The following is a 25825-nucleotide window of genomic DNA, read 5'->3' as shown; positions in this document are numbered from 1 at the left end:
AACAATGAAAACAGTAAAAATCAGTGCGCTTAGCGCCGCTATTCTGCTCAGCGGTTTTGCCTCTACCGGCGCATGGGCAGCAGACAGCGAAACCGTGGTCATTGGCCTGGCGGGGCCGTTAACCGGGCCGTCTGCCCGTATCGGGAAAGATCTCGAAAACGGCGCGCAGCTGGCTATTGATGATATCAACAAACAGCACCCGACCATCGGCGGCAAAGCCGTGACCTTTAAGCTGCAGTCCGAAGATGACCAGTCCGACCCGCGTACCGCCGTTGCCGTGGCGCAGCGTCTGGTCGACAGCGGCGCGGCGGGCGTGGTCGGCCACTGGAACACCGGCACCAGCATTCCGGCAGCGCGGGTCTATCACGACGCGGGTATCGCGCAGGTTGCCCCGGTCGCAACCGGTCATGCCTATACCAAACAGGGCTTTGACACCAGCTTCCGCGTGATGGGTCACGACGATGACGGCGGCCAGTTTGCCGGTCAGTACGCGGTCAATACCCTGAAAGCGAAACGCATTGCGGTGATCGACGACCGTACCGCCTTTGGTCAGGGTCTGGCGGACGAGTTCATTAAGTCGCTGGATGCACAGGGCGTGAAGATCGTTGACCGCCAGTATGTCGACGATAAAACCGTCGATTTCAGCGCCGTGCTGACCGCGATTCGCAGTAAAAATGCCGACCTGATCTTCTTCGGCGGCGTGGACAGCCAGGCCGCCCCGCTGGCGCGACGCATCAAACAGCTGGGCATGAAGGCCACTCTGATGGGCGCGGGCGGCTTCGTCAGCCAGACCTTCCTGCAGCTGGCACAAAAAGAGGGTGAAGGCGTCGTGGCGCTGGAGCCGGGCCTGCCGGTAGAACAGATGCCGGGCGGTAAAGCCTTCGAGCAGGCGTACCAGTCCCGCTATCACACCCATATCGAACTGCATGCGCCGTTTGCCTATGACGCTACCCGCGTGCTGGTTGCTGCCATGGAAAAAGCGGACTCGGTCGATCCTGCCGACTATCTGCCTGCCCTGCGCGCCATCAGCTATTCCGGCGTGACCGGACAAATCGCGTTTGATAAAGAAGGCAATCTGACCTCGCCGTCGTTCACCGTTTACAAAGTTGTCGACGGGAAATGGCAGCCGCAAACCGTGCTCGGCGGCGCGAAATCCAGATAACCGCAGTGAGGCAATGTGATGAGTGATAATAATGAGCTGGGCATTCTTGCCCGCCGCAAAATTGAAGCAGAAATTATTAAGCCAATTTATGAAATCCTCGTGCGCGAGATTGGTAAAACCCGCGCGCAGGCCGTCATTGGCGAGGCCATTGAGCAGGCCGCCATCAACGCGGGCAAAGAATTTGCCAGCAAGGAACCGCACGGCGCAGATGTGAAAAGCTTTATCGCCCTGCAGTATCTGTGGGAGAAGGACAACGCGCTGGACGTGAAGGTCCTCGACGCCGACGACACGCAGTACAACTATAACGTCACCCGCTGCCGTTACGCCGAGATGTATCACGAGATGGGGCTGGGAGAGATTGGTCATCTGCTCTCCTGCGCGCGCGATGAGAAGTTTATCGTCGGCTATGCGCCGGATGTGGAACTGACCCGCACCACCACCATCATGCAGGGCGGCTCGTGCTGTGACTTCCGCTACCGCAGCAAAAAGGACAACGCATGATCAGGGTTAACGCCGAACGACTCTGGTCGACGCTGGAGATGATGGCGCAGATCGGCGGCACTCCCGCCGGAGGCGTCACCCGCCTGGCGTTAAGCGAGGAAGATCGCATTGCGCGCAACCTGCTGCGCGACTGGGCGCTGGAGGCGGGCTTCACCTGTGACGTTGACAGCATGGGCAACATGTTTATCCGTCGCGCGGGTAAAAACCCGGCGCTTGCCCCGGTCATGACCGGATCGCATGTGGATTCGCAGCCGCTCGGCGGCAATTACGACGGTATTTACGGCGTGCTGGCCGGGCTGGAACTGCTGCGCACCCTGAACGATAACGCGATTGAAACCGAGCGCGACATCGTGCTGGTGAACTGGACCAACGAAGAAGGCGCGCGCTTCGCCCCGGCGATGCTGGCCTCCGGCGTCTGGGCAGGCCAGCTCTCGGAAGACTTTGCTTACGCCAGGATGGACAACCAGCGGGTCACCGTTCGCGAGGCGCTGGAAGCGATTGGCTATCGTGGCGAACGCCCTGCCCGCGCGTTTCCGGTTCACGCCTGCTATGAGCTGCATATTGAACAGGGGCCGATTCTCGAAGAGGAAGAGATCGACATCGGCCTGGTGCGGGCGGCCATGGGTCAGCGCTGGTTTACGGTAACGCTCGACGGTTTTGCCGCCCATGCGGGAACGACGCCGATGCACAGCCGCCGCGATGCGGTCATCGCCTTCGCCGGGCTGGCGCTGAACGTGGAGGAGATCGGGTATCAATTTGCACCGGACGGACGCGCCACCATCGGCATGGTGCAGGTCACGCCGAACTCGCGTAACGTTGTCCCTTCACGAGTGGAGTGCAGCGTGGAGTTTCGCCACCCTTCACAGGACGCGCTCGACTCTATGGAAGCCGGGCTGTATGAGGCGACGAAAAACCTGGCCGCACGCGGCGTGACGGCCAACGTCGAGCGCATCTTCGACTATGCGCCCATCGCCTTTAACGAAGCCTGCCTGGCCCGTACGGAAAATGCCGTCGCCGCGCTGGGCTATTCGTCAAAATCGATGGTCTCCGGCGCCGGACACGACACCTGTTACGTCAGTAAGGTGGCCCCCGCCAGCATGATCTTTATTCCGTGCGTGAAAGGCATCAGCCATAACGAAGCAGAAAAGATCCTGCCAACGTGGTCAGAGAAAGGGGCCAACGTGCTGTTGCACAGCGTGTTGGCCGCCGCGCTGGAAAAATAAGCCGGGTGACGGCTTCGTCTTATCGGGCCTGCATTCACACGTCAGGCCCGGTAAACGCAGCGCCACCGGGCTTGTTTTACGCCTTCGGTACCTTCGCCAGGCTAAACCAAATCCCCACCGCCAGAAGCAACAGCATGCCCCCCGCGCTGCCGAGCGCCACGCTGTGTGAGGTGATAAATGCCGTCTTCGCCGCCTCGATGACCGACTCCGCTAACGCAGGCGACAGATCCTGCGCCGCCTTCACCGCTTCGCCGATAGATGAGGACGCTTTATCCGCCAGGGATGCGTTCAGCCCCTGCGGCAGGACAATCGATGCCGAGAAGCTGCGGGTCAACAGCAGGCCAAAAATAGCGATCCCGAGACCCGCGCCCAGCTCGTAGGACATGGTCTCGATAGCGCCCGCCGCCGCCGCTTTCTCTTTCGGTGCCGCCGCCATAATCGCCGAGGTGGAGGCCAGCAGCGCGCTCGCCGCGCTAAAGCCTAACAGCACCATCAGGCACCACGCCTGCCACTGCTGGGTACTGAAATCGAGCATCGACAGCCCGATAAAGCTCACTGCACTCAGCCCCATACCGCCAGCCGCCACGATGCGCAGCCCCAGACGCCCCACCAGCACACCGGCAATCGGGCCGCTGAATCCGCTGGCAACCATCACCGGCAGCATAAACATACCGGCGTCAAACGGCGTGAAACCGTGAACAAACTGCAGCTCCTGCGCCATCAGCAGTTCGAAGCCGACCAGGGCGATCATGGCGGTCATCGCCATCACCACCCCGCTCAGGATGATGCGATGGCAGAACAGCCGCATATCGATCATCGGCACGCGGGCGCGCAACTGGATACGCACGAAGATAAACAGCATCACCGCCCCGACAACCAGCGCAGAGGCCACCAGCCACGGAGAGAGATCGCCTTTCAGCGCCGTTTTCGCGCTGTAGACCAGGAGTAAAATCGCCACAATCAACATGATCGCATGGCCGATATTCAGCGGCTGCTCGGGCCGCCCCTGCTGGGCAGGCACAAACCGGGCGGCGAGAGAAACCACCACCAGCACGATCGGCACGTTGATCAAAAAGACCGAGCCCCAGTAGAAGTGCTCAAGCAAGATGCCGCCAATCAGCGGGCCAAAGGCCGCGCCGCCGGACCCAACGGCCGCCCAGACGCCAAGCGCAATGTTGCGGTGACGGGCATCGGTAAACAGCGTGCGGATCCCGGCAAGCGTTGCCGGAATGATCATCGCCGCACCGATGGCCAGCGAGGCACGAGCAGCAATCAACCACCCTGCCGTCGGCGCAAAGGCCGCCGCCAGGGATGACAGGCCAAACAAGGTACTGCCGATCATCAGCAATCGCTTAAAGCCGATGCGATCCCCCAGCGCGCCCATGGGCAGCACCATCCCCGCCATCACCAGCGAGTAAATATCAATAATCCACAGCAATTCATTGCCGCTGGCACCCAGCGTCATGCTCAATGTCGGCGCCGCCACGTGCAGCACCGTCGCGTCAATCGCTACCGGGATATAAACCAGCACGATAATCACTAACGCTAACCACTGACGAAACATAAATATCCTTTTTATTCTGAAAACTGGACACATGTCCAGGCTGCGATCCTACGTAAAGTTGAACACTTGTCCAGTGCTTTGTTACACTTGTTTCATCCCCATTGAGAGTGAGAAAAAATGCGTTATCTGAGCAAGGATGAGCGACGGGAAGAGATTTTACTGGCAGCCATGCGCGTCGCGCTGAGCGAAGGACTGGCGGCCATGACGGTACGGAGGATTGCAGCGGAGGCCGGGGTCGCCACGGGACAGGTGCATCACCATTTCACCTCCGGTGGCGAACTCAAATCGCTGGCGTTCGTTCGGCTTATCCGCGAGCTGCTGGACGCGGAAGTGGTCGGTGACGACGCAAGCTGGCGTGAACGGCTGCGCGCCATGCTCGGCAGCGATGAAGGTGGCTTTGAACCCTATATCCGCCTGTGGCGCGAAGCGCAGATTCTGGCGAGCCGTGACAACGATATCAAAGGCGCGTACGTGCTGACGATGGAGATGTGGCATCAGGAGACGGTCGCCATTATTAATGCAGGTGCAAACGCCGGAGACTTTACCCTGACCGACCGCGCCGAAGACGTTGCCTGGCGCTTGATCGGCCTGGTCTGTGGTCTCGACGGCATTTATGTTTTAAATATGCCTGAAATAGACGACGCCGCCTTTAATAAACATCTGGATAAAATGATTTCGCTGGAATTGTTTTAATACTCCCTCGGTGGTAGTAATTCCCACAAAAAGTTACAATTGGTAACACATAAAGCGACCCTGCTTTCCCATCTCTTTCTCCCGGGGTCGCTTTTTTATCTATCCTTTCAGAAGTATCCCAAAACATCCAAAAAATATATTTAACATCCTTCAAGCATCTGACTGTTTTCACTTAATTTTTTCTTCATTTAATTAAGCAAGAGGGCGCTATGTCACAACAAAATGAGAAAAATAATCATTACCTTTTGAGTAACTGGAAACCGGAAAACGCGCAGTTTTGGGAAAATAAAGGGAAACATATTGCGCGACGAAATTTGATTATCTCCGTGGCCTGTCTGCTACTCGCCTTTTGCGTATGGATGTTATTTAGCGCCATTGCGGTAAATCTTAATAAAGTCGGATTTAATTTCACTACCGATCAGCTGTTTATGTTAACCGCGTTACCCTCTCTTTCCGGGGCAATATTGCGCGTCCCCTATTCCTTTATGGTGCCGATATTTGGCGGGCGTTACTGGACCGTCTTCAGCACCGTAATTCTGATTATTCCCTGCGTGTGGTTAGGCGTTGCGATTCAGAACACCGCCACGCCCTACTGGGTATTTATCGTGATCGCCCTGATGTGCGGTTTTGCGGGCGCAAACTTTGCCTCCAGTATGGGCAACATCAGCTTCTTCTTCCCGAAATCCCGCCAGGGTAGCGCGCTGGGCATCAACGGTGGGCTGGGCAATCTCGGCGTGAGCGTCATGCAGCTGATCGCCCCGCTGGTGATCTTCCTGCCAATGTTCACCTTCCTTGGGGTTCACGGCGTGCCCCAGGAAGACGGCTCAACCCTGTGGCTGGCGAATGCCGCCTGGATTTGGGCGCCGCTGCTGCTGCTGGCCACTATTGCCGCGTTCTTCGGCATGAACGATATCGCCAGCTCTAAGGCCTCGATTGCCAGTCAGCTTCCGGTTCTGAAGCGTTTTCACCTCTGGCTACTGAGCCTGCTCTATCTCGCGACCTTCGGCTCGTTTATCGGTTTTTCGGCGGGTTTTGCCATGTTGTCGAAAACCCAGTTCCCGGACGTCAATATCCTGCACCTCGCCTTCTTTGGCCCGCTGATTGGCGCTCTGGCGCGCTCGGCGGGCGGCATGATCTCCGACAGGCTGGGCGGCGTACGCGTGACGCTGATTAATTTTATCTTTATGGCCGTGTTTAGCGCGCTGATCTTCCTGACGCTGCCCGGTAGCGGGTCCGGCAGCTTCATCGCCTTCTACCTGGTCTTTATGGGGCTGTTCCTCACCGCAGGCCTCGGCAGCGGCTCGACGTTCCAGATGATTGCGGTTATTTTCCGCCAAATCACCCTAAACCGCGTTAAGCAGGAAGGCGGAACGGACGAACAGGCGCAGCACGAAGCGGTAACCGAAACGGCCGCGGCGCTGGGCTTTATCTCTGCGATTGGCGCGGTGGGCGGGTTCTTTATTCCCAAGGCCTTCGGTACTTCGCTGGCGATGACCGGTTCGCCGGTGGGCGCCATGAAAGTGTTCCTCGTGTTTTACATCGTTTGTGTCTTTGTCACCTGGCTGGTTTATGGCCGTAAATCCTCACAACAATAACAAAATTCTCTTTTGCCGGAGGGCGGTGCAGTGCTGTCCGGCAATGTTATCGGAGCAGGAGAAATGTCATGAGTAAACTGTTGGATCGCTTCCGTTACTTCAAAACCAAAGGCGACAGTTTCGCCGATGGTCACGGTCAGGTGTATCACACCAACCGCGACTGGGAGGACAGCTATCGCCAGCGCTGGCAGTTCGATAAAATCGTGCGATCCACCCACGGCGTGAACTGTACCGGCTCCTGTAGCTGGAAGATTTACGTCAAAAACGGCCTGGTGACCTGGGAGACGCAGCAAACCGACTACCCCCGCACCCGCCCCGACCTGCCTAACCATGAGCCGCGCGGCTGCCCGCGTGGCGCAAGCTACTCCTGGTATCTCTACAGCGCTAACCGCCTGAAGTATCCGCTGGTGCGCCGCAAACTGATTGAGCTGTGGCGCGAGGCGCTCGCCCAGCATATTGACCCGGTGCTCGCCTGGGATGCCATCCAGAGCGATCCGCAGAAAGCGCAGAGCTACCGCCAGGCGCGTGGACGCGGCGGGTTTATTCGCTCGAACTGGAAAGAGCTGAACCAGTTGATTGCCGCTGCCAACGTCTGGACCATCAAAAACTACGGCCCCGACCGCGTGGCGGGCTTCTCGCCGATCCCGGCGATGTCGATGGTCTCTTACGCGGCGGGGACGCGCTACCTCTCCCTGCTGGGCGGCACCTGCCTGAGTTTTTATGACTGGTACTGCGATTTACCGCCCGCCTCGCCGATGACCTGGGGCGAGCAGACCGACGTGCCGGAATCCGCCGACTGGTACAACTCCAGCTACATCATCGCCTGGGGCTCCAACGTGCCGCAGACGCGTACCCCGGATGCCCACTTCTTTACCGAAGTGCGCTACAAGGGCACTAAAACCGTCGCCATCACGCCGGACTTCTCCGAGGTGGCGAAGCTCAGCGATCAGTGGCTGGCCCCAAAACAGGGCACCGACAGCGCGCTTGCCATGGCGATGGGCCACGTGATCCTCAAAGAGTTTCACCTCGATAACCCGAGCGACTACTTCCTCAACTACTGCCGTCGGTACACCGATATGCCAATGCTGGTGCTGCTGGACGAGCAGGCAGATGGCCGCGTGGTGCCGGGCAGAATGCTTCGCGCCTCCGACCTGGCCGACGGCCTGGGGGAAGCCAATAACCCCGAGTGGAAAACCATCGCCTTTGACGCCGCCGGGGATCTGGTTGTGCCGAACGGATCGATCGGTTTCCGCTGGGGTGAAAAAGGCAAATGGAACCTTGAGTCGCTGTCTGCCGGTCAGGAGACCGAGCTGACGCTCTCTCTGCTCGACAGCCACGACAGCATTGCGGACGTAGCCTTCCCCTATTTCGGCGGCAATGAAAACCCGCACTTTCGCAGCGTGAAGCAGGAGCCGGTGCTCTTGCGCCGCGTGCCGAGCAAAACCCTGACGCTTGCTGACGGCAGCCAGCAACGCGTCGTCAGCGTGTACGATCTGGTGCTGGCGAACTACGGCCTCGACCGCGGTCTGGAGGACAGCAACGCGGCGGTAAATTACGCCGACATCAAAGCCTATACCCCGGCATGGGGCGAGCATATTACCGGCGTGCCCGCCTGGCTGATTGAAAAAATCGCCCGCGAGTTTGCCGACACGGCGCACAAAACTCACGGACGCTCAATGATCATCCTTGGGGCCGGTGTGAACCACTGGTACCACATGGACATGAACTACCGCGGGATGATCAACATGCTGGTCTTCTGCGGCTGCGTCGGGCAAAGCGGCGGCGGCTGGTCGCACTATGTCGGCCAGGAAAAACTGCGGCCACAGACCGGCTGGCTCCCCCTCGCGTTCGCGCTGGACTGGAACCGCCCGCCGCGCCAGATGAACAGCACCTCATTCTTCTACAACCATGCCAGCCAGTGGCGTTACGAAAAGCTGACCGCGCGGGAGTTGCTCTCGCCGCTGGCGGACGCCACCAAATTCACCGGCCACCTGATTGACTTCAACGTTCGCGCCGAGCGCATGGGCTGGCTCCCGTCGTCGCCGCAGCTGAACCTCAACCCGCTACACATCAAAGCCCGCGCCGACGCGGCCGGAATGACGCCGCAGGAGTATACCGTTCAGGGGCTGAAATCGGGGGACGTACGCCTCGCCTGCGAACAGCCCGACAACGGCAAAAACCATCCGCGCAACCTGTTCGTCTGGCGCTCGAACCTCCTCGGCTCGTCCGGTAAGGGCCACGAGTACATGCTCAAGTACCTGCTGGGTACCGAAAGCGGCATTCAGGGGGAAGATTTAGGCTCGACCGACGATGTGAAGCCGGAAGAGGTGGAGTGGCAAACCGCTGCCATCGAAGGGAAGCTGGATCTGCTGGTCACGCTCGATTTCCGTATGTCCAGCACCTGCCTCTTCTCCGATATCGTCCTGCCGACCGCCACCTGGTATGAAAAAGACGACATGAATACCTCGGATATGCATCCGTTTATTCACCCGCTCTCCGCCGCCGTTGACCCTGCCTGGGAATCACGCAGCGACTGGGAGATCTACAAAGGCATTGCCAAAGTGTTCTCGGAGGCCTGCGTCGGCCATCTGGGTACCGAAACCGACGTGGTGTTGCAGCCTTTGCAGCACGACTCCCCCGGCGAGCTGTCGCAGCCGTTTGATATTCAGGACTGGCGCAAGGGTGAATGCGATCTGATCCCGGGTAAAACCGCGCCGGGCATCGCCGTTGTCGAACGTAACTATCCGGAAACCTACGAGCGCTTTACCGCCCTCGGTCCGCTACTGGATAAACTCGGCAACGGCGGGAAAGGCATCTCGTGGAATACCCAGAAGGAGGTCGAATTCCTTGGCAAGCTCAACTACGTCAAGCTCGACGGCCCGGCCAAAGGCCGCCCACGTATTGAAACGGCAATTGACGCCTCGGAAGTGATCCTCGCCCTCGCCCCGGAAACTAACGGTCAGGTGGCGGTGAAAGCCTGGGAAGCGCTCGGGGAGATGACCGGACGCGACCACACTCATCTGGCGTTGAACAAAGAAGACGAGAAGATTCGCTTCCGCGATATTCAGGCTCAGCCGCGCAAAATCATCTCCAGCCCAACCTGGTCCGGGCTTGAGAGCGAACACGTCTCCTATAACGCCGGGTACACCAACGTTCACGAGCTGATCCCGTGGCGCACGCTGTCTGGCCGTCAACAGCTGTATCAGGACCATGTCTGGATGCGCGCCTTTGGTGAAAGCCTGGTGGCCTATCGCCCGCCGATAGACACCCGCAGCGTCACCCACATGCGCGAAATCCCGCCGAACGGCTTCCCGGAGAAAGCGCTGAACTTCCTGACGCCGCACCAGAAATGGGGCATTCACTCCACCTACAGTGAAAACCTGCTGATGCAGACGCTGTCTCGCGGTGGCCCGATTGTCTGGATAAGCGAAACCGACGCCCGTGAACTGGGCATTGAGGATAACGACTGGATCGAAGCCTTCAACGCCAACGGTGCGTTAACCGCCCGAGCGGTGGTCAGCCAGCGCGTGCCGCCGGGCATGACCATGATGTACCACGCCCAGGAGCGCATCCTGAACATTCCAGGCTCTGAAGTGACCGGGCGGCGCGGCGGGATCCACAACTCGGTGACGCGCATCTGTCCAAAACCGACGCACATGATTGGCGGATACGCGCAGCTGGCCTACGGCTTTAACTATTACGGAACCGTTGGCTCCAACCGCGACGAGTTCATCATGATCCGCAAAATGAAAAACATTAACTGGCTGGACGGCGAAGGTCGGGATCAGGTTCAGGAGGCGAAAAAATGAAAATACGCTCACAGGTTGGAATGGTACTGAATCTCGATAAGTGCATCGGCTGTCACACCTGCTCGGTCACCTGCAAAAACGTCTGGACCGGGCGCGAAGGGATGGAATATGCGTGGTTTAACAACGTTGAAACCAAACCGGGCATTGGCTATCCGAAAAACTGGGAAGACCAGGACGAGTGGCAAGGCGGCTGGATCCGCGGCATTCACGGCAAGCTGACCCCGCGCCTCGGCAGCAAGCTCGGCGTCCTGTCGAAAATCTTTTCGAACCCGGTCATGCCGCAGATTGATGATTATTATGAACCGTTCACTTTTGATTATCAGGATCTGCACCGCGCGCCGGAGGGCGATCACCTCCCTACTGCGCGCCCGCGCTCGCTTATCGACGGCAAGCGAATGGATAAAATCGTCTGGGGGCCAAACTGGGAAGAACTGCTCGGCGGCGAGTTCGAGAAGCGCGCCCGCGACCGCAACTTCCAGAAGATCCAGAAAGAGATGTACGGCCAGTTTGAAAACACCTTCATGATGTACCTCCCGCGCCTGTGCGAGCACTGCCTGAACCCAAGCTGTGCGGCCACCTGCCCAAGCGGCGCGATCTACAAACGTGAGGAAGACGGGATTGTCCTGATCGACCAGGACAAATGCCGCGGCTGGCGTCTGTGCATCAGCGGCTGCCCGTACAAGAAAATTTACTTCAACTGGAAAAGCGGTAAGTCCGAAAAATGCATCTTCTGCTATCCGCGCATTGAGTCCGGCCAGCCAACGGTCTGTTCGGAAACCTGCGTGGGACGAATCCGCTATCTCGGCGTGCTGCTGTACGACGCGGATCGGATTGAAGAAGCGGCCAGCACCGAGCACGAAACCGATCTGTACGAGCGTCAGTGCGACGTCTTCCTTGACCCGCACGACCCGGCGATCATTGAAGAAGCGCTGAAACAGGGTATTCCTCAGAACACAATCGACGCCGCGCAGCGTTCGCCAGTCTACAAACTGGCGATGGACTGGAAGCTGGCCCTGCCGCTGCACCCGGAATACCGTACCCTGCCGATGGTCTGGTACGTTCCGCCGCTGTCGCCTATTCAGTCTTATGCCGATGCGGGCGGTCTGCCGCAAAGCGACGGCGTTCTGCCGGCGGTGGAAAGCCTGCGCATTCCGGTGCAGTACCTGGCAAACATGCTGAGCGCCGGTGACCCGGCTCCCGTGCTGCGCGCCCTGAAGCGCATGATGGCGATGCGTCACTACAAACGCTCCCAGACCGTGGAAGGCGTGACCGATACCCGCGCCATTGAAGAGGTGGGGCTGACCGAAGCGCAGGTTGAGGAGATGTATCGCTATCTGGCTATTGCCAACTACGAAGACCGCTTTGTGATCCCGACCAGCCACCGCGAAATGGCGCGTGACGCCTTCCCGGAGAAAAACGGCTGCGGATTTACCTTTGGCGACGGCTGCCACGGCTCCGACACCAAATTCAACCTCTTCAACAGCAGCCGCATTGATGCCATCAACATCACCGAGGTGCGCGAACACGGGGAGGGAGAATAATGCAGATCCTGAAAATCATCGCGCTACTGATTGAGTATCCCGATGAGGTGCTGTGGGAAAGCCGCGAGGAGGCGTTTTCCCTTATCGAACAGGATGCCCCCGCGCTGCTGCCGTTTGCCCGGCAGCACCTTGGGGCAGCGCTGCTGGATAAGCAGGCCGAGTGGTGCGAGGTGTTTGAGCGGGGTCGCGCCACCTCGCTGCTGCTGTTCGAACATGTGCACGCCGAGTCCCGCGATCGCGGGCAGGCGATGGTCGATCTGATGGGCCAGTATGAGAAAGCCGGGCTTGAGCTGGACTGCCGCGAGCTGCCGGACTATCTGCCGCTCTATCTGGAGTATCTCAGCATTGTCAGCGACGCGGAGGCACGCGAAGGGTTGCAAAACGTCGCGCCGATCCTGGCGCTGATTGGCGGACGCCTGAAGCAGCGCGGCGTAGCGCATTATCAGCTTTTTGATGCGCTACTGCGTTTTGCCGACAGTCGTCTCTCCAGCGACAGCGTGGCGCAGCAGGTTTCCGGTGAAAAAAGGGATGATACCCGCCAGGCGCTGGACGCCGTCTGGGAAGAGGAACAGGTGAAGTTTATCGAGGACAACGCCACATCGTGCGACAGTTCGCCGATGCAGCAATATCAACGACGCTTTAGCCAGGACGTTGCACCGCAGTATGTGGACGTCGGCGCCGGAGGCCCAAAATGACGCACTACCTCAACGTGTTTTTCTATGACATTTACCCCTACATCTGCGCCACCGTCTTTTTCATTGGCAGTTGGTTGCGCTACGACTACGGACAGTACACCTGGCGCGCCTCGTCGAGCCAGTTGCTCAGCAAGCGCGGCATGAACTGGGCGTCGAACCTGTTTCACATCGGGATCCTCGGGATTTTCTTCGGGCATCTGTTCGGGATGTTAACCCCGCACTGGATGTACGCCTGGTTTTTGCCGGTGGCCGTTAAGCAGCAGCTGGCGATGATCGCCGGGGGGATTTGCGGCGTGCTGACGCTGATCGGCGGCTCCATGTTGCTGGTCCGCCGGCTGTTTAACCAGCGCGTGCGCGCCACCTCGACCACGCCGGATATCATTATCATGAGTATCCTGTTGATTCAGTGCATTCTCGGGCTGACGACGATTCCGTTCTCGGCGCAGTATCCAGACGGCAGCGAGATGATGAAACTGGTGGGATGGGCGCAGGGAATTGTAACCTTCAAAGGCGGATCGTCGGAAATGCTGAGCGGCGTAGCGCCCATTTTCCGCATCCACCTCGTGCTGGGCATGACCATCTTCCTGATCTTCCCATTCACCCGTCTGGTACACGTCTGGAGCGCGCCGTTCGAGTATTTCACCCGTCGCTACCAGGTGGTGCGCTCGCGCCGCTAATCGGTGTTTTTCCCCCCTCTCCCTGTGGGAGAGGGCCGGGGTGAGGGCATTAGCCCGCACAGGAATATTTTGCCGGGTGGCGGCTACGCCTTACCCGGCCTACTTCCCCGCCGTTCCGGGCTATTTCCCGGCCTGCGGATGCGTATCAAACCCCGCCATCACCGCAGTCAATTCTGCTAGTGTAAAGCCGTGCTTCGGATCGTCAACCCCGGGACCAAACCGTGACTGCATCAGCTGATAAAGCGCCTGCGCGTCCGGCAAATGGATCTGCTCCTCCACATGGCCGTTGTGCCAGTGCGTGAAGTTAAAATTAGTCAGCGTCAGCTTGCCGCCGTCCGGGAGATGGCGACACATCAACAGATGATGACGGAAGTGCGATTGCGGCCAGTGCGCGGACCAGAAGTTACCCATCACGTAATCGTTAAAGTACTGCGTCGCCAGGTCAAAGTGGTACATCGATTGCCAGTGATCATGATGGCGGAACTGCAGCACCCAGTCGTTACCTTCGCTTAGCAGGCGGTACAGGCCGTGCGGCGTACTCTGCTCCTCGTTGGCGAGTAAGCGTATGGGCGCCGTCAGCGTCTGTCCGCCAAACCCGACATCCGCTATCCAGCGTTCGCCGTTCAGTTCGACCAGCAGTAAACGGTGAGTACGCGGCGGCATCTGCGGCGGATTCGCCAGCACCACCCGCCCCAGCACGCTACGCACCGTAAACCCCACTTCGCGTAATACGCGCTCGAACAGGCCATTTTGCTCAAAGCAGTAACCGCCGCGGCGCGCGGTGACCAGTTTGTCGACCAGGCTTTGATCGTCAAGATGGATCTCACGCGGCAATACCACATCGATATTCTCAAACGGGATCGCGCAGTTGTGGTGTAAATGCAGCGCACGAAGGGTGTCGATATCAACCTGCGCGGGCTGTTGCCAGCCCGTGCGGGCAAAATAAGCACTCAGAAATGGGGACATGGTTGGCTTCCTTGATGTGATATTCCTTGTTTATAAACTATTTTACCCGCCCCATATGCGCAAATGTGCTTTTTAGCGCTGCTTGGCGCGCTGCATAATACCCAGCGCGCTGAGCATCAGGAGAAGCCCCGTCACCAGCGTCAGCGTCGCCATTGCCATGCCTTGCCCTACGGAGCCTTGCTCGAACTGCCGCCAGATAAACACCGAGACCGTCTGTGTGCCCGCCGGGGTAAGCAACAGTGATGTCACCAGCTCACGCGAGGCAATCGCAAACACCATCAGCATCGCCGCCAGCAGCGCGGGAGAGACGAGCGGCATCACGATATAGCGCAGTGCCTGAAACGCCGAGGCTCCGTGAACCCGCGCCGCAGGCTCCAGACTCCCGCCCAATTGACGCAGCGCGCTGCCAACGTAGCGCACGGGCCACGGCAGCAACAGACAGCAATACGACAGCAGCAAAATCACCCAGCTGTTATACGGCGAGACCGGCCAAAAGGACCGGTTCCAGAGCAGAATTAAACCGACGCCCACGACAATGCCGGGCAGCGCGGCGGGCATCAGCGAGAGCGCATCAAGCATCGCGCGCCCTTTTATCTTTTGCATTACCACCAGCCACGATGCCAACAGCCCCAGCAGCCCGGTAATGCACGCCGTCCCGAGCGCCAGCGACAGGCTGGTTCCCAGCGCCAACAAGGCCTCTCCCTGCTGGCTGAACAGCGCCGCATAATGTGACGTTGTCACGTTATCAAGCGTTACACCTCCAGATAATGTACCCAGCACGCCGGAGAGCGCCATCGATGCGCCGGGTAACAGCACCGCGACCGCACTCACCACAATCATCAGCACAACCATCGGCAGCGTGTAGAGACCGGCGTTTGCCCCACTGTTTTCGGTCGGCTTGCCGGTTATGCTGGTGACGTCATGTTGACCCGTCAGTTTTTTCTGCATCGCCCAGGCGCCAAGGGCAATGACCACAAGCACCACCGAGAGCATCGCCGCCCCGGGCAGATCCACCGGCCAGTCGGCCAGCTTCTTCTCGATATCGGTTGTTAACATCAGCACGCCCGCGCGCGCCCCCAGCGCAGCCGGAACGCCAAACTCCTCAATTGCGAGGGTAAACGCCAGCAGCATTCCCGCCGCCAGCGACGGGGAGAGCATTGGCAGCGTGATGTGCCAGAACGCCCTGCCCGCGCTTGCGCCGTGCACCCGGGCAACCTGCGCCAGTCGCTGACCGCTCGCCAGCAGGCTACGCGATACGGCAAAATAGACCACCGGGAAAATATTCAGCGCCATCACCAGCACGATCCCGGTTTTGCTGAACAGCAGATCGTTGAGGTTTATCCCGGTCAGCTGTTGCAGATACCCGTTGGTTTGCAGCACCAGCATCCATGAGAGCGCCGCGATATAGGGCGGCGTCAAAAACGGGATCAGGAAAAGCAGATCCCACAGACGCGGCCACGGCAGGTTGAACACCCCCCGCGCCACGCCCAGCGGAAAGCCGATCAGCGCGCTGACCAGCGCAACGCCTAACCCGACCTGCAGCGTTCCGCCCAACATGCGGGGCAACTGCGGCTCTGCCAGCAGCGTCTGTACACCGCTAAACGCGCCGCTGAAATTGCCAGCGTTGAACTGAGGAAATATCGCCTGCATAGCGATGAACAACAGCGGAGACGCCACTAGGACGACCAGCAGCGTCAGCGTCATGGCCGATAACATTCGTTGATTCACAGGAGCTTCCTGAAGACGGGGTTGCCCCCCGTCACTTGCATTACAGAGAGAAAAGGTTCGTAAAACGCTTGAGGATGTCGCTGCGTGAGCCCGAGGACTCGCTTTTCGTGGGCAGCACCGTCAGCTCGTTCAATAGCGGACGTTTCGCCTTGACGTCTTCGCGCGCGGGCATCAGCCACGCATCGGCGACCATCGCCTGGCCTTCCGGGGAGAGGACGTAATCGACAAAAGCCTTAGCCTCGTCGGCGTGCCGGGTCGATTTAAGGATCATCATCGGACGCGGCGCAATCACCGTGCCGCTGGCCGGGAAGATCACCTTAAGCGACTCCCCCTGGCTGATGTTGCCATAGGAGACATAATCCACCGCACCAAACACCGCCGCTTTTGCCCCCTGCATCACGGGCGTTACCGCCTGCGCGTTCGGGCCGCTGACTACCATGCCGTTCTTTTTCAGCGCATCGAACAGCGCCCAGGCATTGTCGCCCATGCCGTTTTGTAGCCCGATCAGCAAATCCAGCGACGCGCCGGAGAGCGCCGGATCGGGGGTGGTGACCTTGTCCCTGAAGGCGTCGGTGGTGAGATCCCGCCACTCCTTCGGCTCCGGCGTACCGCTTTTGGTATTCCAGACAATCCCTAACGCCGAGACGCCCTGCGCCACGTAATCCGCGGATTTCAGATCCGCCGGAACGTGTTGCGCATTGACGCTTTGATAAGGCAGCAGCCAGCCGCGTTTGTGGAGGTCTTCCGCCGTGTCCCAGGAGGCGGAGATCAGAATATCCGCCTGCGGATTGGCCTGCTCTGCCTCCAGGCGCGCCATGACTTTTCCGGTGGTCGCCTGGAAGATATCGACTTTCACCCCGGTTTTCTGTTCAAACCCATTTGCCAGATTTTTCGCGAGGGAACCCGGCCCTGCGGTGTAGACCGTCAGCGCATGGGCGCTGGAAACTGTAACAGTAGATAGCGCCATTGCGAGCAGGACTCCTTTTTTCACAGACATGGTGGCTTTCATGCAAACTCCCCTGAGGTTGAAATCAAACGATCGGCAGCCACGCTGCCAGCAGACAGATGCACGATGCGATCGGCGAGAATCTCAGCCTCCCGGCGGTCGTGAGTGACATACACGGCGGTGGTCCCGAGCTGGCGCAGCAGCGTGGCCATCTCCTGACACAACGATCCACGCAGTTCGCTGTCGAGGTTAGAGAGCGGCTCGTCAAAGAGCAGGACGCGAGGTTCAGCGACTATCGCCCGGGCCAGCGCCACGCGCTGCTGCTGCCCGCCCGATAGCCCGGCAGGTTTGCGGTCAGCAAAGGCCGCTAACCCGACGCGGGAGAGCGCCTGCGCGACGCGATCCTCACGTTCCTGACGCGGGACATGGCGCATTTTTAACGGGAACGCGACGTTTTGCGCCACCGACATGTGCGGCCACAGGGCGTAGTCCTGAAAAACCATGCCGATATCCCGCGCCTCGGGCGGCAGCGACCAGCCCGCTTTCGCAACCTGACGATCGCCAAAATGGATGTCGCCCCCCGCAGGCTGGGTTAATCCCGCCAGCAGCCGGAGTAACGTGCTTTTTCCGCAGCCTGATGGCCCCAGTAGCGCAACGACGCTGCCGGCCTCGATATGCAGATCGATTTGATTCAATACGGTGTGCGCGCCAAACGCGTACGAGACGCGGTTGAGCGTGATGGAGGTGAGCATAGTGTGATCCTCTTTGGGATTTACTGCCCGCCACTGTAGGGTGCGAGTATGACGAACGCATGACGGTAGCGTTGCGGCTTGATTTCGACCGCCTTTCAGTCGTTTAATGCCGGAAAGCCTGCGCAGAGGAAATCCCATGAGCCCGTTTCGCCCCGTCGAGTTAACACACGCCAGTCGCCTGCTGAACCACGGTCCTACCGTACTGATTACCAGCCGCGATGAAACCATTGACCGCCGCAACGTTATGGCCGCCGCCTGGTCGATGCCTGTCGAATTTGATCCGCCCCGCATCGCGATTGTTGTCGACAAAAGCGCCTGGTCACGGGAGCTGATTGAGCGCAGCGGGACATTCGGCATCGTCATTCCGGGCGTGGCGGCCGCCAACTGGACCTGGGCCGTGGGCAGCGTCAGCGGACGCGACGAAGACAAGTTCAACTGCTACGGCATCCCGGTCATCAATGGCCCGGTGCTGGGCCTGCCGGTAATAGAAGAAAAATGCCTGGCGTGGATGGAGTGCCGGTTATTGCCCGCCACCGCCGCAGCCGAGAAATATGACACGTTGTTCGGCGAGGTGGTATCCGCTGCAGCGGATGCACGCGCCTTTGTCGCCGGGCGTTGGCAATTTGACGGGGATAAGCTGAATACCCTGCATCATCTGGGGGCCGGAACCTTCGTGGCGAGCGGTAAAATGGTGAAGGCACCGGAGTGAGCGCGTGGAATATATCAGCCTGAAATATAATGATTTTCTATGGCATTTTATGTTTACCGACAGAGTATAAATCAGAGCATATTTCCGGGGCTGTTGCTATAACAGCCTCTCAATAAGGAAATATCGATGTCATGGAATAAAGATGGCGCAATCTCATATGCGAAATCACACGCCCAATCTAAGAGCACGCTCATTACGGGACAAAGTGACCGAACCATCCAGCCCCATTACGAACTCTTCAGGCATGACTAATGAAAACAGGCTTACTTTTTCTTATCCTGTTGTCCCCGTTGTCTTTCGCAGAAACTCTCTACGAACCCGACGTGACGGCGCTCAAATTTAATCAGTGGTATATCGCGCAGTTGAACCAGAATAATCCACCCGTCCTCGATCCCGATAGTCTGCATGATTACGTTGCGTCCGGGACTATTGCAGCCATTAAAGAATTGTATTCAGGAGACATTAACGAAAAAGACATGCCCGATGCGGATATGTTCCTTAAATCGCAGGACTGGGATGAGGACTGGGATCAGATAAAGGTCCTGTATTCTGATTTTGATGCTGTGTGCACAAACGTGTATGTCGCATTTGGCAAGAAACAGGATCACGTTGTCGCAGATTGTCTCGTTCAGGAAAATGGGAAATGGAAAGTCCGATCGGCAACCCTGATTAAGTAATACGATGCGTCGAACCCATCCTGGCAAGAAAAAACGCATGGTAGCCTCAAGGCTACCATGCAATAACCTAACTCTTCGCACGCCGTGCAATGATTTCTTCCGCCACATTTCGCGGCGCTTCGGCGAAATGGTCGAATTCCATCGTATAGGTCGCGCGTCCCTGGGACATCGAACGCAGCGTGGTGGCGTAGCCGAACATCTCTGCCAGCGGCACGTCAGCACGAATGATCTGGCTGCCGTACTGCTCGGCCATTCCCTGCACCATACCGCGACGAGACGAGAGATCGCCCATGATATTTCCGGCGTACTCTTCCGGCGTTTCCACCTCGACATGCATCACCGGCTCAAGAATAGCCGGGTCCGCCCTGCGTGCGCCCTCTTTGAACCCGAGGATCGCCGCCATGCGGAACGCCATCTCCGAGGAGTCCACGTCGTGATACGAACCAAACGTCAGGGTCGCCTTCACGTCGACAACCGGATAACCGGCCAGCACGCCGCTGTTCATGGCTTCACGCAGCCCTTTCTCAACAGAAGGGATGTACTCACGCGGCACTACGCCGCCCTTGGTGGCATCTTCAAAGGTGAAACCACTTCCGGGTTCAGACGGCTCAAGGCTCAGCACAACGTGGCCATACTGCCCTTTCCCGCCGGACTGCCGGACAAACTTACCTTCAATATCCTTCACCGCTTTACGCAGAGTCTCACGGTAGGTGACCTGCGGACGGCCGATGTTGGCTTCTACGCCAAACTCGCGCTTCATGCGGTCAACGATAATCTCCAGATGCAGCTCGCCCATGCCGGAAATAATCGTCTGACCGGACTCTTCGTCCGTGTGCAGGCGGAACGAGGGATCTTCCGCAGCCAGACGCTGCAGCGCCAGCCCCATTTTTTCCTGATCGGCCTTGGTCTTCGGCTCGATCGCCAGCGAAATCACCGGGTCCGGAAACTCCATCCGCTCAAGGGTGATTACCGCATCGGGATCGGTCAGAGTGTCACCCGTGGTGACATCTTTCAGCCCCACGCAGGCGGCAATATCCCCGGTACGCAGTTCGTCCACTTCATGACGGTCGTTGGCATGCATCAGCACAATACGCCCGATGCGCTCTTTTTTACCTTTAACCGGGTTATACACCGTGTCGCCTTTTCTCAGCACGCCGGAGTAAACGCGTATAAAGGTCAGCTGGCCCACGTACGGGTCACTCATCAGCTTGAATGCCAGCGCTGAGAACGGTTCTTCATCGCTCGGATGACGCTCGGCGTGCTGCCCTTTTTCATCAATACCATCGATGGCGGGCACGTCCAGCGGCGACGGCATCAGTTCGATCACCGCGTCCAGCATGCGCTGCACCCCTTTATTTTTAAAGGCGCTGCCGCACAGCATCGGCTGGATTTCACCGGCAATCGTCCGGATACGCAGCCCCTGGATAATGTCAGCTTCGTCCAGATCGCCCGTTTCGAGGTACTTATCCATCAGCGCGTCGTTCGCTTCCGCCGCTGCAGAGACCATGTTATCCCGCCACGTCTGCGCGGTGTTGAGCAGATCCTCAGGAACGGGCGCGTAGCTAAACGCCATCCCCTGGGTGGCATCGTCCCACATGATGGTACGCATCTTGATGAGATCGACCACGCCGCTGAAATGCTCCTCGGCACCCACCGGAATAACGATCGGCACCGGGTTGGCCTTCAGGCGCTCCTGCATCATTCGCACCACGCGGAAGAAATCGGCCCCCGGGCGGTCCATCTTATTGACGAACGCCAGGCGCGGAACGTGATATTTGTTGGCCTGACGCCAGACGGTTTCCGACTGCGGCTGCACGCCGCCCACCGAGTCATACACCATCACCGCGCCGTCGAGCACGCGCATGGAACGCTCAACCTCAATGGTGAAGTCAACGTGCCCGGGGGTGTCGATGATGTTGATCCGGTGCGGTTCAAACCCACGGTCCATACCCGGCCAGAAGCAGCTCACGGCTGCGGAGGTAATAGTTATCCCGCGCTCCTGCTCCTGCGCCATCCAGTCGGTTGTTGCCGCGCCATCGTGTACTTCGCCCAGCTTGTGGCTCATCCCGGTGTAAAACAGGATGCGCTCGGTGGTGGTCGTTTTGCCGGCATCGATATGCGCGGAGATACCGATGTTGCGATAACGTTCGAGAGGGATGGGTCGGGGCATGATAAATCCTTAGTCATTAAGACATTTATGAGACGACCAGGATGGTCGTGGGTAACGTCGTTTGTTATAATAGTCCTATTGTACGAGTATTATCGAACTATTTTTTAACGGTTCACCTATTGTTCATATAGCTCAATCTGACATCAGATGCAGGAAAACGATGATCCCAAACCACCCGGAACCTGAACAAATACAGCTGGAAAATGTGCTCTTCGCCCTTGGCAACCCGCTACGCCTGGCGATCGTTCGCCGCCTCGCTGACGGCGGCGAACTGAGCTGTAACGCGCTGCGCCCGGCGGATGTGGTGAAATCCACCATGACTCACCACTGGCGCGTATTACGCGATAGCGGCGTTATCTGGCAGCGGGCACAGGGACGAGAAAATATGATTTCACTGCGACGAGAGGATCTTGACGCCCGTTTTCCAGGGCTGATGGCGATATTGCTGAAGAAAAACTGACGTTATTATTTTATCAGCAATGTCGAAAGCCAAAACAGACTTTTGCAGAACTACCGTGTGGGGAAATTACGTTGCCAAATGAGTCAGGCTTTACTGTCGTTGCTGATCATCTGGCAGGTGCGGGCGTTTAGAGTCGCTGCGTTGATTTAAATAACGTGCTGCAGTGCGGGCAAACAAGTTGGGCACCTTTTTGAACTCGACTAAAGCTGTGTTCAGAATCTTTTGAACAGTTTGGGCATGGGCATTTAACTAAATAATTACGACGAGCTAGCGTGTTTTTACGTCCAGACATAGGCATCTCCTGATTTAAGGGACTGCCACCATACACGTTTACGCCACCCGTTGCTTGCTTTTATTTTCCAGTGACTTGCCGTTTCGGACAAACCGGACGACAGCGTTAATGAATATTGCCGGGCGGGATCCCGCCCCTGCCCGGCAGAATAATTACATCGAGTAGCCCGGTTTTTTAATCAGTTCATCCAGCTTCGGGCCAATCTCGGTATCCCAGACCTGCGCCTTCCAGTCATCCTGCTGCACCTGATTAAGCGCAACCGATATAGAGCCGTCTTTGCTGTTCAGATGGCGAATAATCACGTCGGCAATATCCGCTGCCAGCGCGGTTTTTTGCTCGTCATTTAGCTCGCGGGGAAAACATTTAATATCAACGTGTGGCATGGGCTGACTTCCTGTTGTGAGTGAGTATTCCACGTTATCAGATAATTTCGTTAGCCTTTAACACCTTGTGCAGTTCAGGACGCTGACACATCGCGTCGGCAATGGCCGTGATCTTTGGCGTATTGGCTGCAAACCAGTCATGACGCGGCCCCCAGGTGCGCATCACCACAATATAGGCGTCAATCAGGGTCAGCTGCTCGCCAAAGGCATACGGCGTGGCTTTCAGGTGATTATCCAGCCACGCGTACAGCGTTTTGCGGTACGCGATACAATTGTCCTTCAGCTGTTCAGGGGCGTCCGGCGCCCAGCGTTCAGGATAATCGGCAAAGGTAAAAGTGGGATAGACATTGGCGACCAGCCAGATCAGCAGACGCTGAAACTGCGGGCGATCGGCGTGCCCGACGGGCGGCGCAAGATCGGGGCATTTGTCGAGCACCATCAGCGCTATCGCCGCCGTTTCGGTCAGGATCGTGCCATTTTCCAGCTCCAGCGTCGGGACCTGGCACAGCGGGTTACGCTGTTGCAGCAGGTCGCGCTGCGGGCCGGGCCGATCGAATCCGTCCACGTTGATCAACCGGTAGGGAATGTCGGCCAGCGTCAGCATGATTTCACCGATCGCCGACCCCCAGCCGGGTACACCATAAAGCGTGATCATGTTGCCCCCTCAGGGTTCAAAACCCTAAGTGTAGAGCATGCTCAGTAGGTTATCCCTGGCGGATTGACCTGTGAATGGTCCACCGCTTCGCCCTCCTCACCCCAGCGTGCCAGCACCTTCTGATATTCCCCTCGCGTAATTGCCCCATCCAGCGCGGCCTGCAGGGCATATACCAGCCCGTTGCCTTTTTTGGTGGTGGTGGCGACGTAGGCTTTTTTGGGGCCCAGGCCTACAACGCGGGTTTTACCCGTGAGCGCCGCTTTATAGGCCGAGACAGACTGCGGCCCGAAGAAAACGTCCGCCCTGCCGGACTGAATATAGAGATTGGCCGAGGCGTCATCCGTCAGATAAAGCGGCAGCGCTGGTGCGCGTCCGGCTTGCCTGTTCTCGTCGTTCCAGCCGAGCAGAATGCGTTCCTGATTGGTGCCGGAGCCAACGATCACTTTCTTGCCCGACAAATCCCCTGCGCCTTTGATAGACTGAATGCTGCTGTTGGATTTCACCGAAAAGGCCAGGGAATCGACGCGGTAGGTCGCAAAATCAAACTTCTCTTTGCGCTGCTCGGTCACCGCAATGTTCACCAGCGCCACGTCATAGCGCCCGGAGACAATCCCGAGCGGCCAGTCCTCCCATGCCGTCGGCACCAGTTTGAGTTTCAACCCCAGGCTTCCCGCCAGCAGCCGGGCGATGTCCGGGTCGCTGCCGATGCGCGTGCGGTTATCGCTGGCAAGCAGCGCCAACGGTGGCGAGTTAAGTGCCGAAATGGCGACGGTAAGCGTGCCGGGTTCAACAAAAGAATACTTTGCCGGGATCTTCGCCACCGCCTGCGGGTCAACCGCCACCGGCAGCGGTTGCTGGTTGGCGTTCAAGTCAATGCTGGCATCGGCCGCCGTGGTGAAAATCAGCCCCAGCAGAAGTCCATATTTCATTCGCTCTCCTTACAACACTTTTGACAGGAACTGGCGGGTGCGCGGGTGCGACGGATGGTTTAACACCTCGTCGCTGCTGCCCTGCTCCACAATTTTACCGTCGACCATAAACACCACCTGATCCGCCACTTCGCGGGCAAACCCGATCTCGTGCGTCACCACCACCAGCGTCGTGCCGGAGCGGGCGAGCTTTTTGATCACGTCCAGCACCTCACCCACCAGCTCCGGATCGAGCGCGGACGTTGGTTCATCAAACAGCATCACCCGAGGGCGTAACGCCAGCGCGCGCGCGATGGCGATCCGCTGCTGTTGCCCGCCGGAGAGATGTCGTGACCAGGCATCGGCCTTGTCTCGCAGCCCCACCACGTCCAGCAGGCTGTATGCGCTGTCGATAGCCTCTTTGCGGCTGAGTTTTTTGTGCGCGATGGGCGCTTCAATCAGGTTTTCCAGCACCGTGAGGTGCGGGAAAAGATTAAAGTTCTGGAACACATACCCCACGTTGACGCGCTGTTTCAGGATCGCGTTCTCCTTCAGCTCGTAGAGTTTGTCGCCCTGACGACGGTAGCCAACGTACTCCCCGTCTATCTGAATAAAGCCTTCATCGACGCGCTCCAGGTGGTTAATGGTGCGCAGCAGCGTCGATTTGCCCGAACCGGACGGCCCGAGGATCACTGTGACGGAACCGGGCGGGATCTCAAGCGAGACGTTATCCAGTGCCTTATGGCGGCCAAAGAATTTGCTGACGCCGGTGATGGAAATATGTCCTTCAGGAGAGGCTTGCATGGACGGGCTCCTGTACTGGGGTGTTGACGGAACGGGTACGGCGGGATGCGCGGTGATGATTTACGGCGGAGCGGCGTTCGCTGCGGGCAAGCCCGCGTTCCACGACATGCTGGATCGCTGACAGGACGGTGGTTATCACCAGATACCAGACGGCCCCGACCATCAGCAGCGGAATGACCTCCTGCGTGCGGTTGTAGATCATTTGAATGGTGTAGAACAACTCCGGCATTGCCAGGACGTATACCATTGCCGTGCCTTTGGCGAGACTGATGATCTCGTTAAAGCCGGACGGTAGTATGGTGCGCAGCGCCTGCGGCAGGATAATGCGCACGGTGCGCCGCCAGGCCGGGAGGCCGAGCGCGGCGGCGGCTTCATACTGACCGTGATCGACCCCGAGGAATCCTCCGCGAACGATCTCGGCGGTATAGGCGCTCTGCACCAGCGTCAGCCCCACCACGGCGGTAGAAAACTGCCCCAGCACGTTGATGGTCTCAAAGCGCCCCCAGAGAATATCGGTAAACGGCACGCCCAGCGAAAGGGTGTCGTACAGATAGGAGAAGTTATAGAGAATAATCAGCACCACGATCAGCGGCAGCGAACGAAACAGCCAGATGTAGGCCCACGCCAGGCTACTCAACAGCCAGCTGGAAGAGAGTCTCGCCAGCGCCAGCATCCCGCCGAGGAATACGCTCAGCACGGTGCCAATGAGCGTCAACAGCAGCGTCTGGCCGACGCCCTCCAGAATAACCGGATCGAAGAACCAGCGGGCGAAGACCGCCCACTCCCAGCGCGGGTTAAAGGCCACGGACTGGATCACCACGGCCAGGATAAACAGCGCGGCCACCGCGCCAACGGTGCGCAGCGGATAGCGCGCCGGGACCACTTTAATGGTTTCAACGTTGTTCATCGTCGTTC

24 protein-coding genes are annotated in these 25825 nt (G+C 58.5%); 12 read left to right on the top strand and 12 right to left on the bottom strand.

Annotated features, from left to right (window positions below):
• The first annotated feature begins 4 nt into the window (after window positions 1-4).
• From I6L58_RS01315 to I6L58_RS01305, 3 genes are read left to right on the top strand one after another with little or no spacing between them, the layout of a single operon-like run.
• Window positions 5-1162, top strand: coding sequence for a branched-chain amino acid ABC transporter substrate-binding protein (locus tag I6L58_RS01315; RefSeq protein WP_088209137.1), 1158 nt, complete (start codon window positions 5-7; stop codon window positions 1160-1162).
• An 18-nt stretch (window positions 1163-1180) separates the two neighbouring features.
• Complete coding sequence (locus I6L58_RS01310; RefSeq protein ID WP_088209138.1) at window positions 1181-1663, top strand: L-2-amino-thiazoline-4-carboxylic acid hydrolase; 483 nt, start codon at window positions 1181-1183, stop codon at window positions 1661-1663.
• Entirely contained in the window at window positions 1660-2886 is a 1227-nt protein-coding gene (locus tag I6L58_RS01305) for a Zn-dependent hydrolase (protein ID WP_088209139.1), read from the top strand. Before I6L58_RS01310 ends, I6L58_RS01305 begins: the two co-directional genes overlap by 4 nt.
• A 76-nt stretch (window positions 2887-2962) precedes the next feature.
• Here I6L58_RS01305 and I6L58_RS01300 read toward each other — a convergent pair whose 3' ends face one another.
• Window positions 2963-4450 carry an MFS transporter gene (locus I6L58_RS01300; RefSeq protein ID WP_042319854.1) on the bottom strand — a complete coding sequence of 496 codons (1488 nt, stop codon included), beginning with the start codon at window positions 4448-4450 and terminating at the stop codon, window positions 2963-2965.
• A gap of 117 nt (window positions 4451-4567) precedes the next feature.
• Here I6L58_RS01300 and I6L58_RS01295 point away from each other — a divergent pair, with 117 nt between their 5' ends.
• The 6 genes from I6L58_RS01295 (at window position 4568) to narI (ending at window position 13460) form a co-directional block, all read left to right on the top strand.
• Window positions 4568-5143, top strand: a complete 576-nt coding sequence (locus I6L58_RS01295; RefSeq protein ID WP_088209140.1) for a TetR family transcriptional regulator — start codon at window positions 4568-4570, stop codon at window positions 5141-5143.
• Between the two features lie 209 nt (window positions 5144-5352).
• Complete coding sequence (locus I6L58_RS01290) at window positions 5353-6738, top strand: NarK family nitrate/nitrite MFS transporter (protein WP_006175396.1); 1386 nt, start codon at window positions 5353-5355, stop codon at window positions 6736-6738.
• A 68-nt stretch (window positions 6739-6806) separates the two neighbouring features.
• On the top strand, window positions 6807-10547 hold the full coding sequence (locus tag I6L58_RS01285) for a nitrate reductase subunit alpha (RefSeq protein ID WP_088209141.1): 3741 nt from the start codon (window positions 6807-6809) through the stop codon (window positions 10545-10547).
• The gene (gene narH, locus I6L58_RS01280) at window positions 10544-12088 is read left to right on the top strand and encodes a nitrate reductase subunit beta (protein WP_006175398.1); all 1545 of its coding nucleotides are present in this window, start codon (window positions 10544-10546) and stop codon (window positions 12086-12088) included. The genes I6L58_RS01285 and narH overlap by 4 nt, the downstream gene beginning before the upstream one ends.
• Window positions 12088-12783, top strand: a complete 696-nt coding sequence (gene narW / locus I6L58_RS01275) for a nitrate reductase molybdenum cofactor assembly chaperone (protein WP_088209142.1) — start codon at window positions 12088-12090, stop codon at window positions 12781-12783. Before narH ends, narW begins: the two co-directional genes overlap by 1 nt.
• Complete coding sequence (gene narI / locus I6L58_RS01270) at window positions 12780-13460, top strand: respiratory nitrate reductase subunit gamma (protein ID WP_006175400.1); 681 nt, start codon at window positions 12780-12782, stop codon at window positions 13458-13460. Before narW ends, narI begins: the two co-directional genes overlap by 4 nt.
• 120 nt (window positions 13461-13580) lie before the next feature.
• On the opposite strand, the gene nhoA is transcribed toward narI, so the two are convergent.
• The 4 genes from nhoA to I6L58_RS01250 all read right to left on the bottom strand — a co-directional run bounded on the left by nhoA (window position 13581) and on the right by I6L58_RS01250 (window position 17852).
• Window positions 13581-14426 (bottom strand): N-hydroxyarylamine O-acetyltransferase, encoded by an 846-nt coding sequence (nhoA, locus tag I6L58_RS01265; protein WP_088209143.1) that lies wholly within the window; start codon window positions 14424-14426, stop codon window positions 13581-13583.
• 72 nt (window positions 14427-14498) lie between these two features.
• Window positions 14499-16154 carry an ABC transporter permease gene (locus tag I6L58_RS01260; protein WP_088209144.1) on the bottom strand — a complete coding sequence of 552 codons (1656 nt, stop codon included), beginning with the start codon at window positions 16152-16154 and terminating at the stop codon, window positions 14499-14501.
• A gap of 40 nt (window positions 16155-16194) precedes the next feature.
• Window positions 16195-17163: an ABC transporter substrate-binding protein gene (locus I6L58_RS01255; protein WP_088209145.1), complete on the bottom strand. Its 969-nt coding sequence runs from the start codon at window positions 17161-17163 to the stop codon at window positions 16195-16197.
• Window positions 17160-17852 carry an ABC transporter ATP-binding protein gene (locus I6L58_RS01250; protein ID WP_088209146.1) on the bottom strand — a complete coding sequence of 231 codons (693 nt, stop codon included), beginning with the start codon at window positions 17850-17852 and terminating at the stop codon, window positions 17160-17162. Before I6L58_RS01250 ends, I6L58_RS01255 begins: the two co-directional genes overlap by 4 nt.
• 136 nt (window positions 17853-17988) lie before the next feature.
• On the opposite strand from I6L58_RS01250, the gene I6L58_RS01245 reads away from it, so the two are divergent.
• A complete protein-coding gene (locus I6L58_RS01245; protein WP_088209147.1) occupies window positions 17989-18561 on the top strand; it encodes a flavin reductase family protein in 573 nt (190 codons plus the stop codon).
• Window positions 18562-18812: 251 nt separating this feature from the next.
• A complete protein-coding gene (locus I6L58_RS01240) occupies window positions 18813-19238 on the top strand; it encodes a DUF3828 domain-containing protein (RefSeq protein WP_088209148.1) in 426 nt (141 codons plus the stop codon).
• 67 nt (window positions 19239-19305) lie between these two features.
• On the opposite strand, the gene fusA is transcribed toward I6L58_RS01240, so the two are convergent.
• Window positions 19306-21408, bottom strand: coding sequence for an elongation factor G (gene fusA / locus I6L58_RS01235; RefSeq protein WP_088209149.1), 2103 nt, complete (start codon window positions 21406-21408; stop codon window positions 19306-19308).
• Between the two features lie 160 nt (window positions 21409-21568).
• On the opposite strand from fusA, the gene I6L58_RS01230 reads away from it, so the two are divergent.
• Window positions 21569-21868, top strand: a complete 300-nt coding sequence (locus I6L58_RS01230) for an ArsR/SmtB family transcription factor (RefSeq protein ID WP_088209150.1) — start codon at window positions 21569-21571, stop codon at window positions 21866-21868.
• Window positions 21869-21995: 127 nt separating this feature from the next.
• On the opposite strand, the gene I6L58_RS01225 is transcribed toward I6L58_RS01230, so the two are convergent.
• The 6 genes from I6L58_RS01225 to I6L58_RS01200 all read right to left on the bottom strand — a co-directional run bounded on the left by I6L58_RS01225 (window position 21996) and on the right by I6L58_RS01200 (window position 25817).
• Window positions 21996-22160: a YnfU family zinc-binding protein gene (locus tag I6L58_RS01225; protein ID WP_216647794.1), complete on the bottom strand. Its 165-nt coding sequence runs from the start codon at window positions 22158-22160 to the stop codon at window positions 21996-21998.
• Window positions 22161-22312: 152 nt separating this feature from the next.
• Window positions 22313-22543 (bottom strand): tautomerase PptA, encoded by a 231-nt coding sequence (gene pptA / locus I6L58_RS01220; protein ID WP_088209151.1) that lies wholly within the window; start codon window positions 22541-22543, stop codon window positions 22313-22315.
• A gap of 37 nt (window positions 22544-22580) precedes the next feature.
• On the bottom strand, window positions 22581-23198 hold the full coding sequence (locus I6L58_RS01215; protein WP_088209152.1) for a glutathione S-transferase family protein: 618 nt from the start codon (window positions 23196-23198) through the stop codon (window positions 22581-22583).
• 41 nt (window positions 23199-23239) lie between these two features.
• Entirely contained in the window at window positions 23240-24127 is an 888-nt protein-coding gene (locus I6L58_RS01210; RefSeq protein ID WP_088209153.1) for a transporter substrate-binding domain-containing protein, read from the bottom strand.
• Window positions 24128-24136: 9 nt separating this feature from the next.
• Window positions 24137-24910, bottom strand: coding sequence for an amino acid ABC transporter ATP-binding protein (locus tag I6L58_RS01205; RefSeq protein WP_006175420.1), 774 nt, complete (start codon window positions 24908-24910; stop codon window positions 24137-24139).
• The gene (locus I6L58_RS01200) at window positions 24894-25817 is read right to left on the bottom strand and encodes an amino acid ABC transporter permease (RefSeq protein ID WP_058608739.1); all 924 of its coding nucleotides are present in this window, start codon (window positions 25815-25817) and stop codon (window positions 24894-24896) included. Before I6L58_RS01200 ends, I6L58_RS01205 begins: the two co-directional genes overlap by 17 nt.
• Window positions 25818-25825: the final 8 nt, after the last annotated feature.

Origin of the sequence: Enterobacter cancerogenus (genome assembly GCF_019047785.1) — a bacterium.
GTDB lineage: Bacteria > Pseudomonadota > Gammaproteobacteria > Enterobacterales > Enterobacteriaceae > Enterobacter > Enterobacter cancerogenus.
This window is presented reverse-complemented; position numbering and strand designations above follow the sequence as displayed.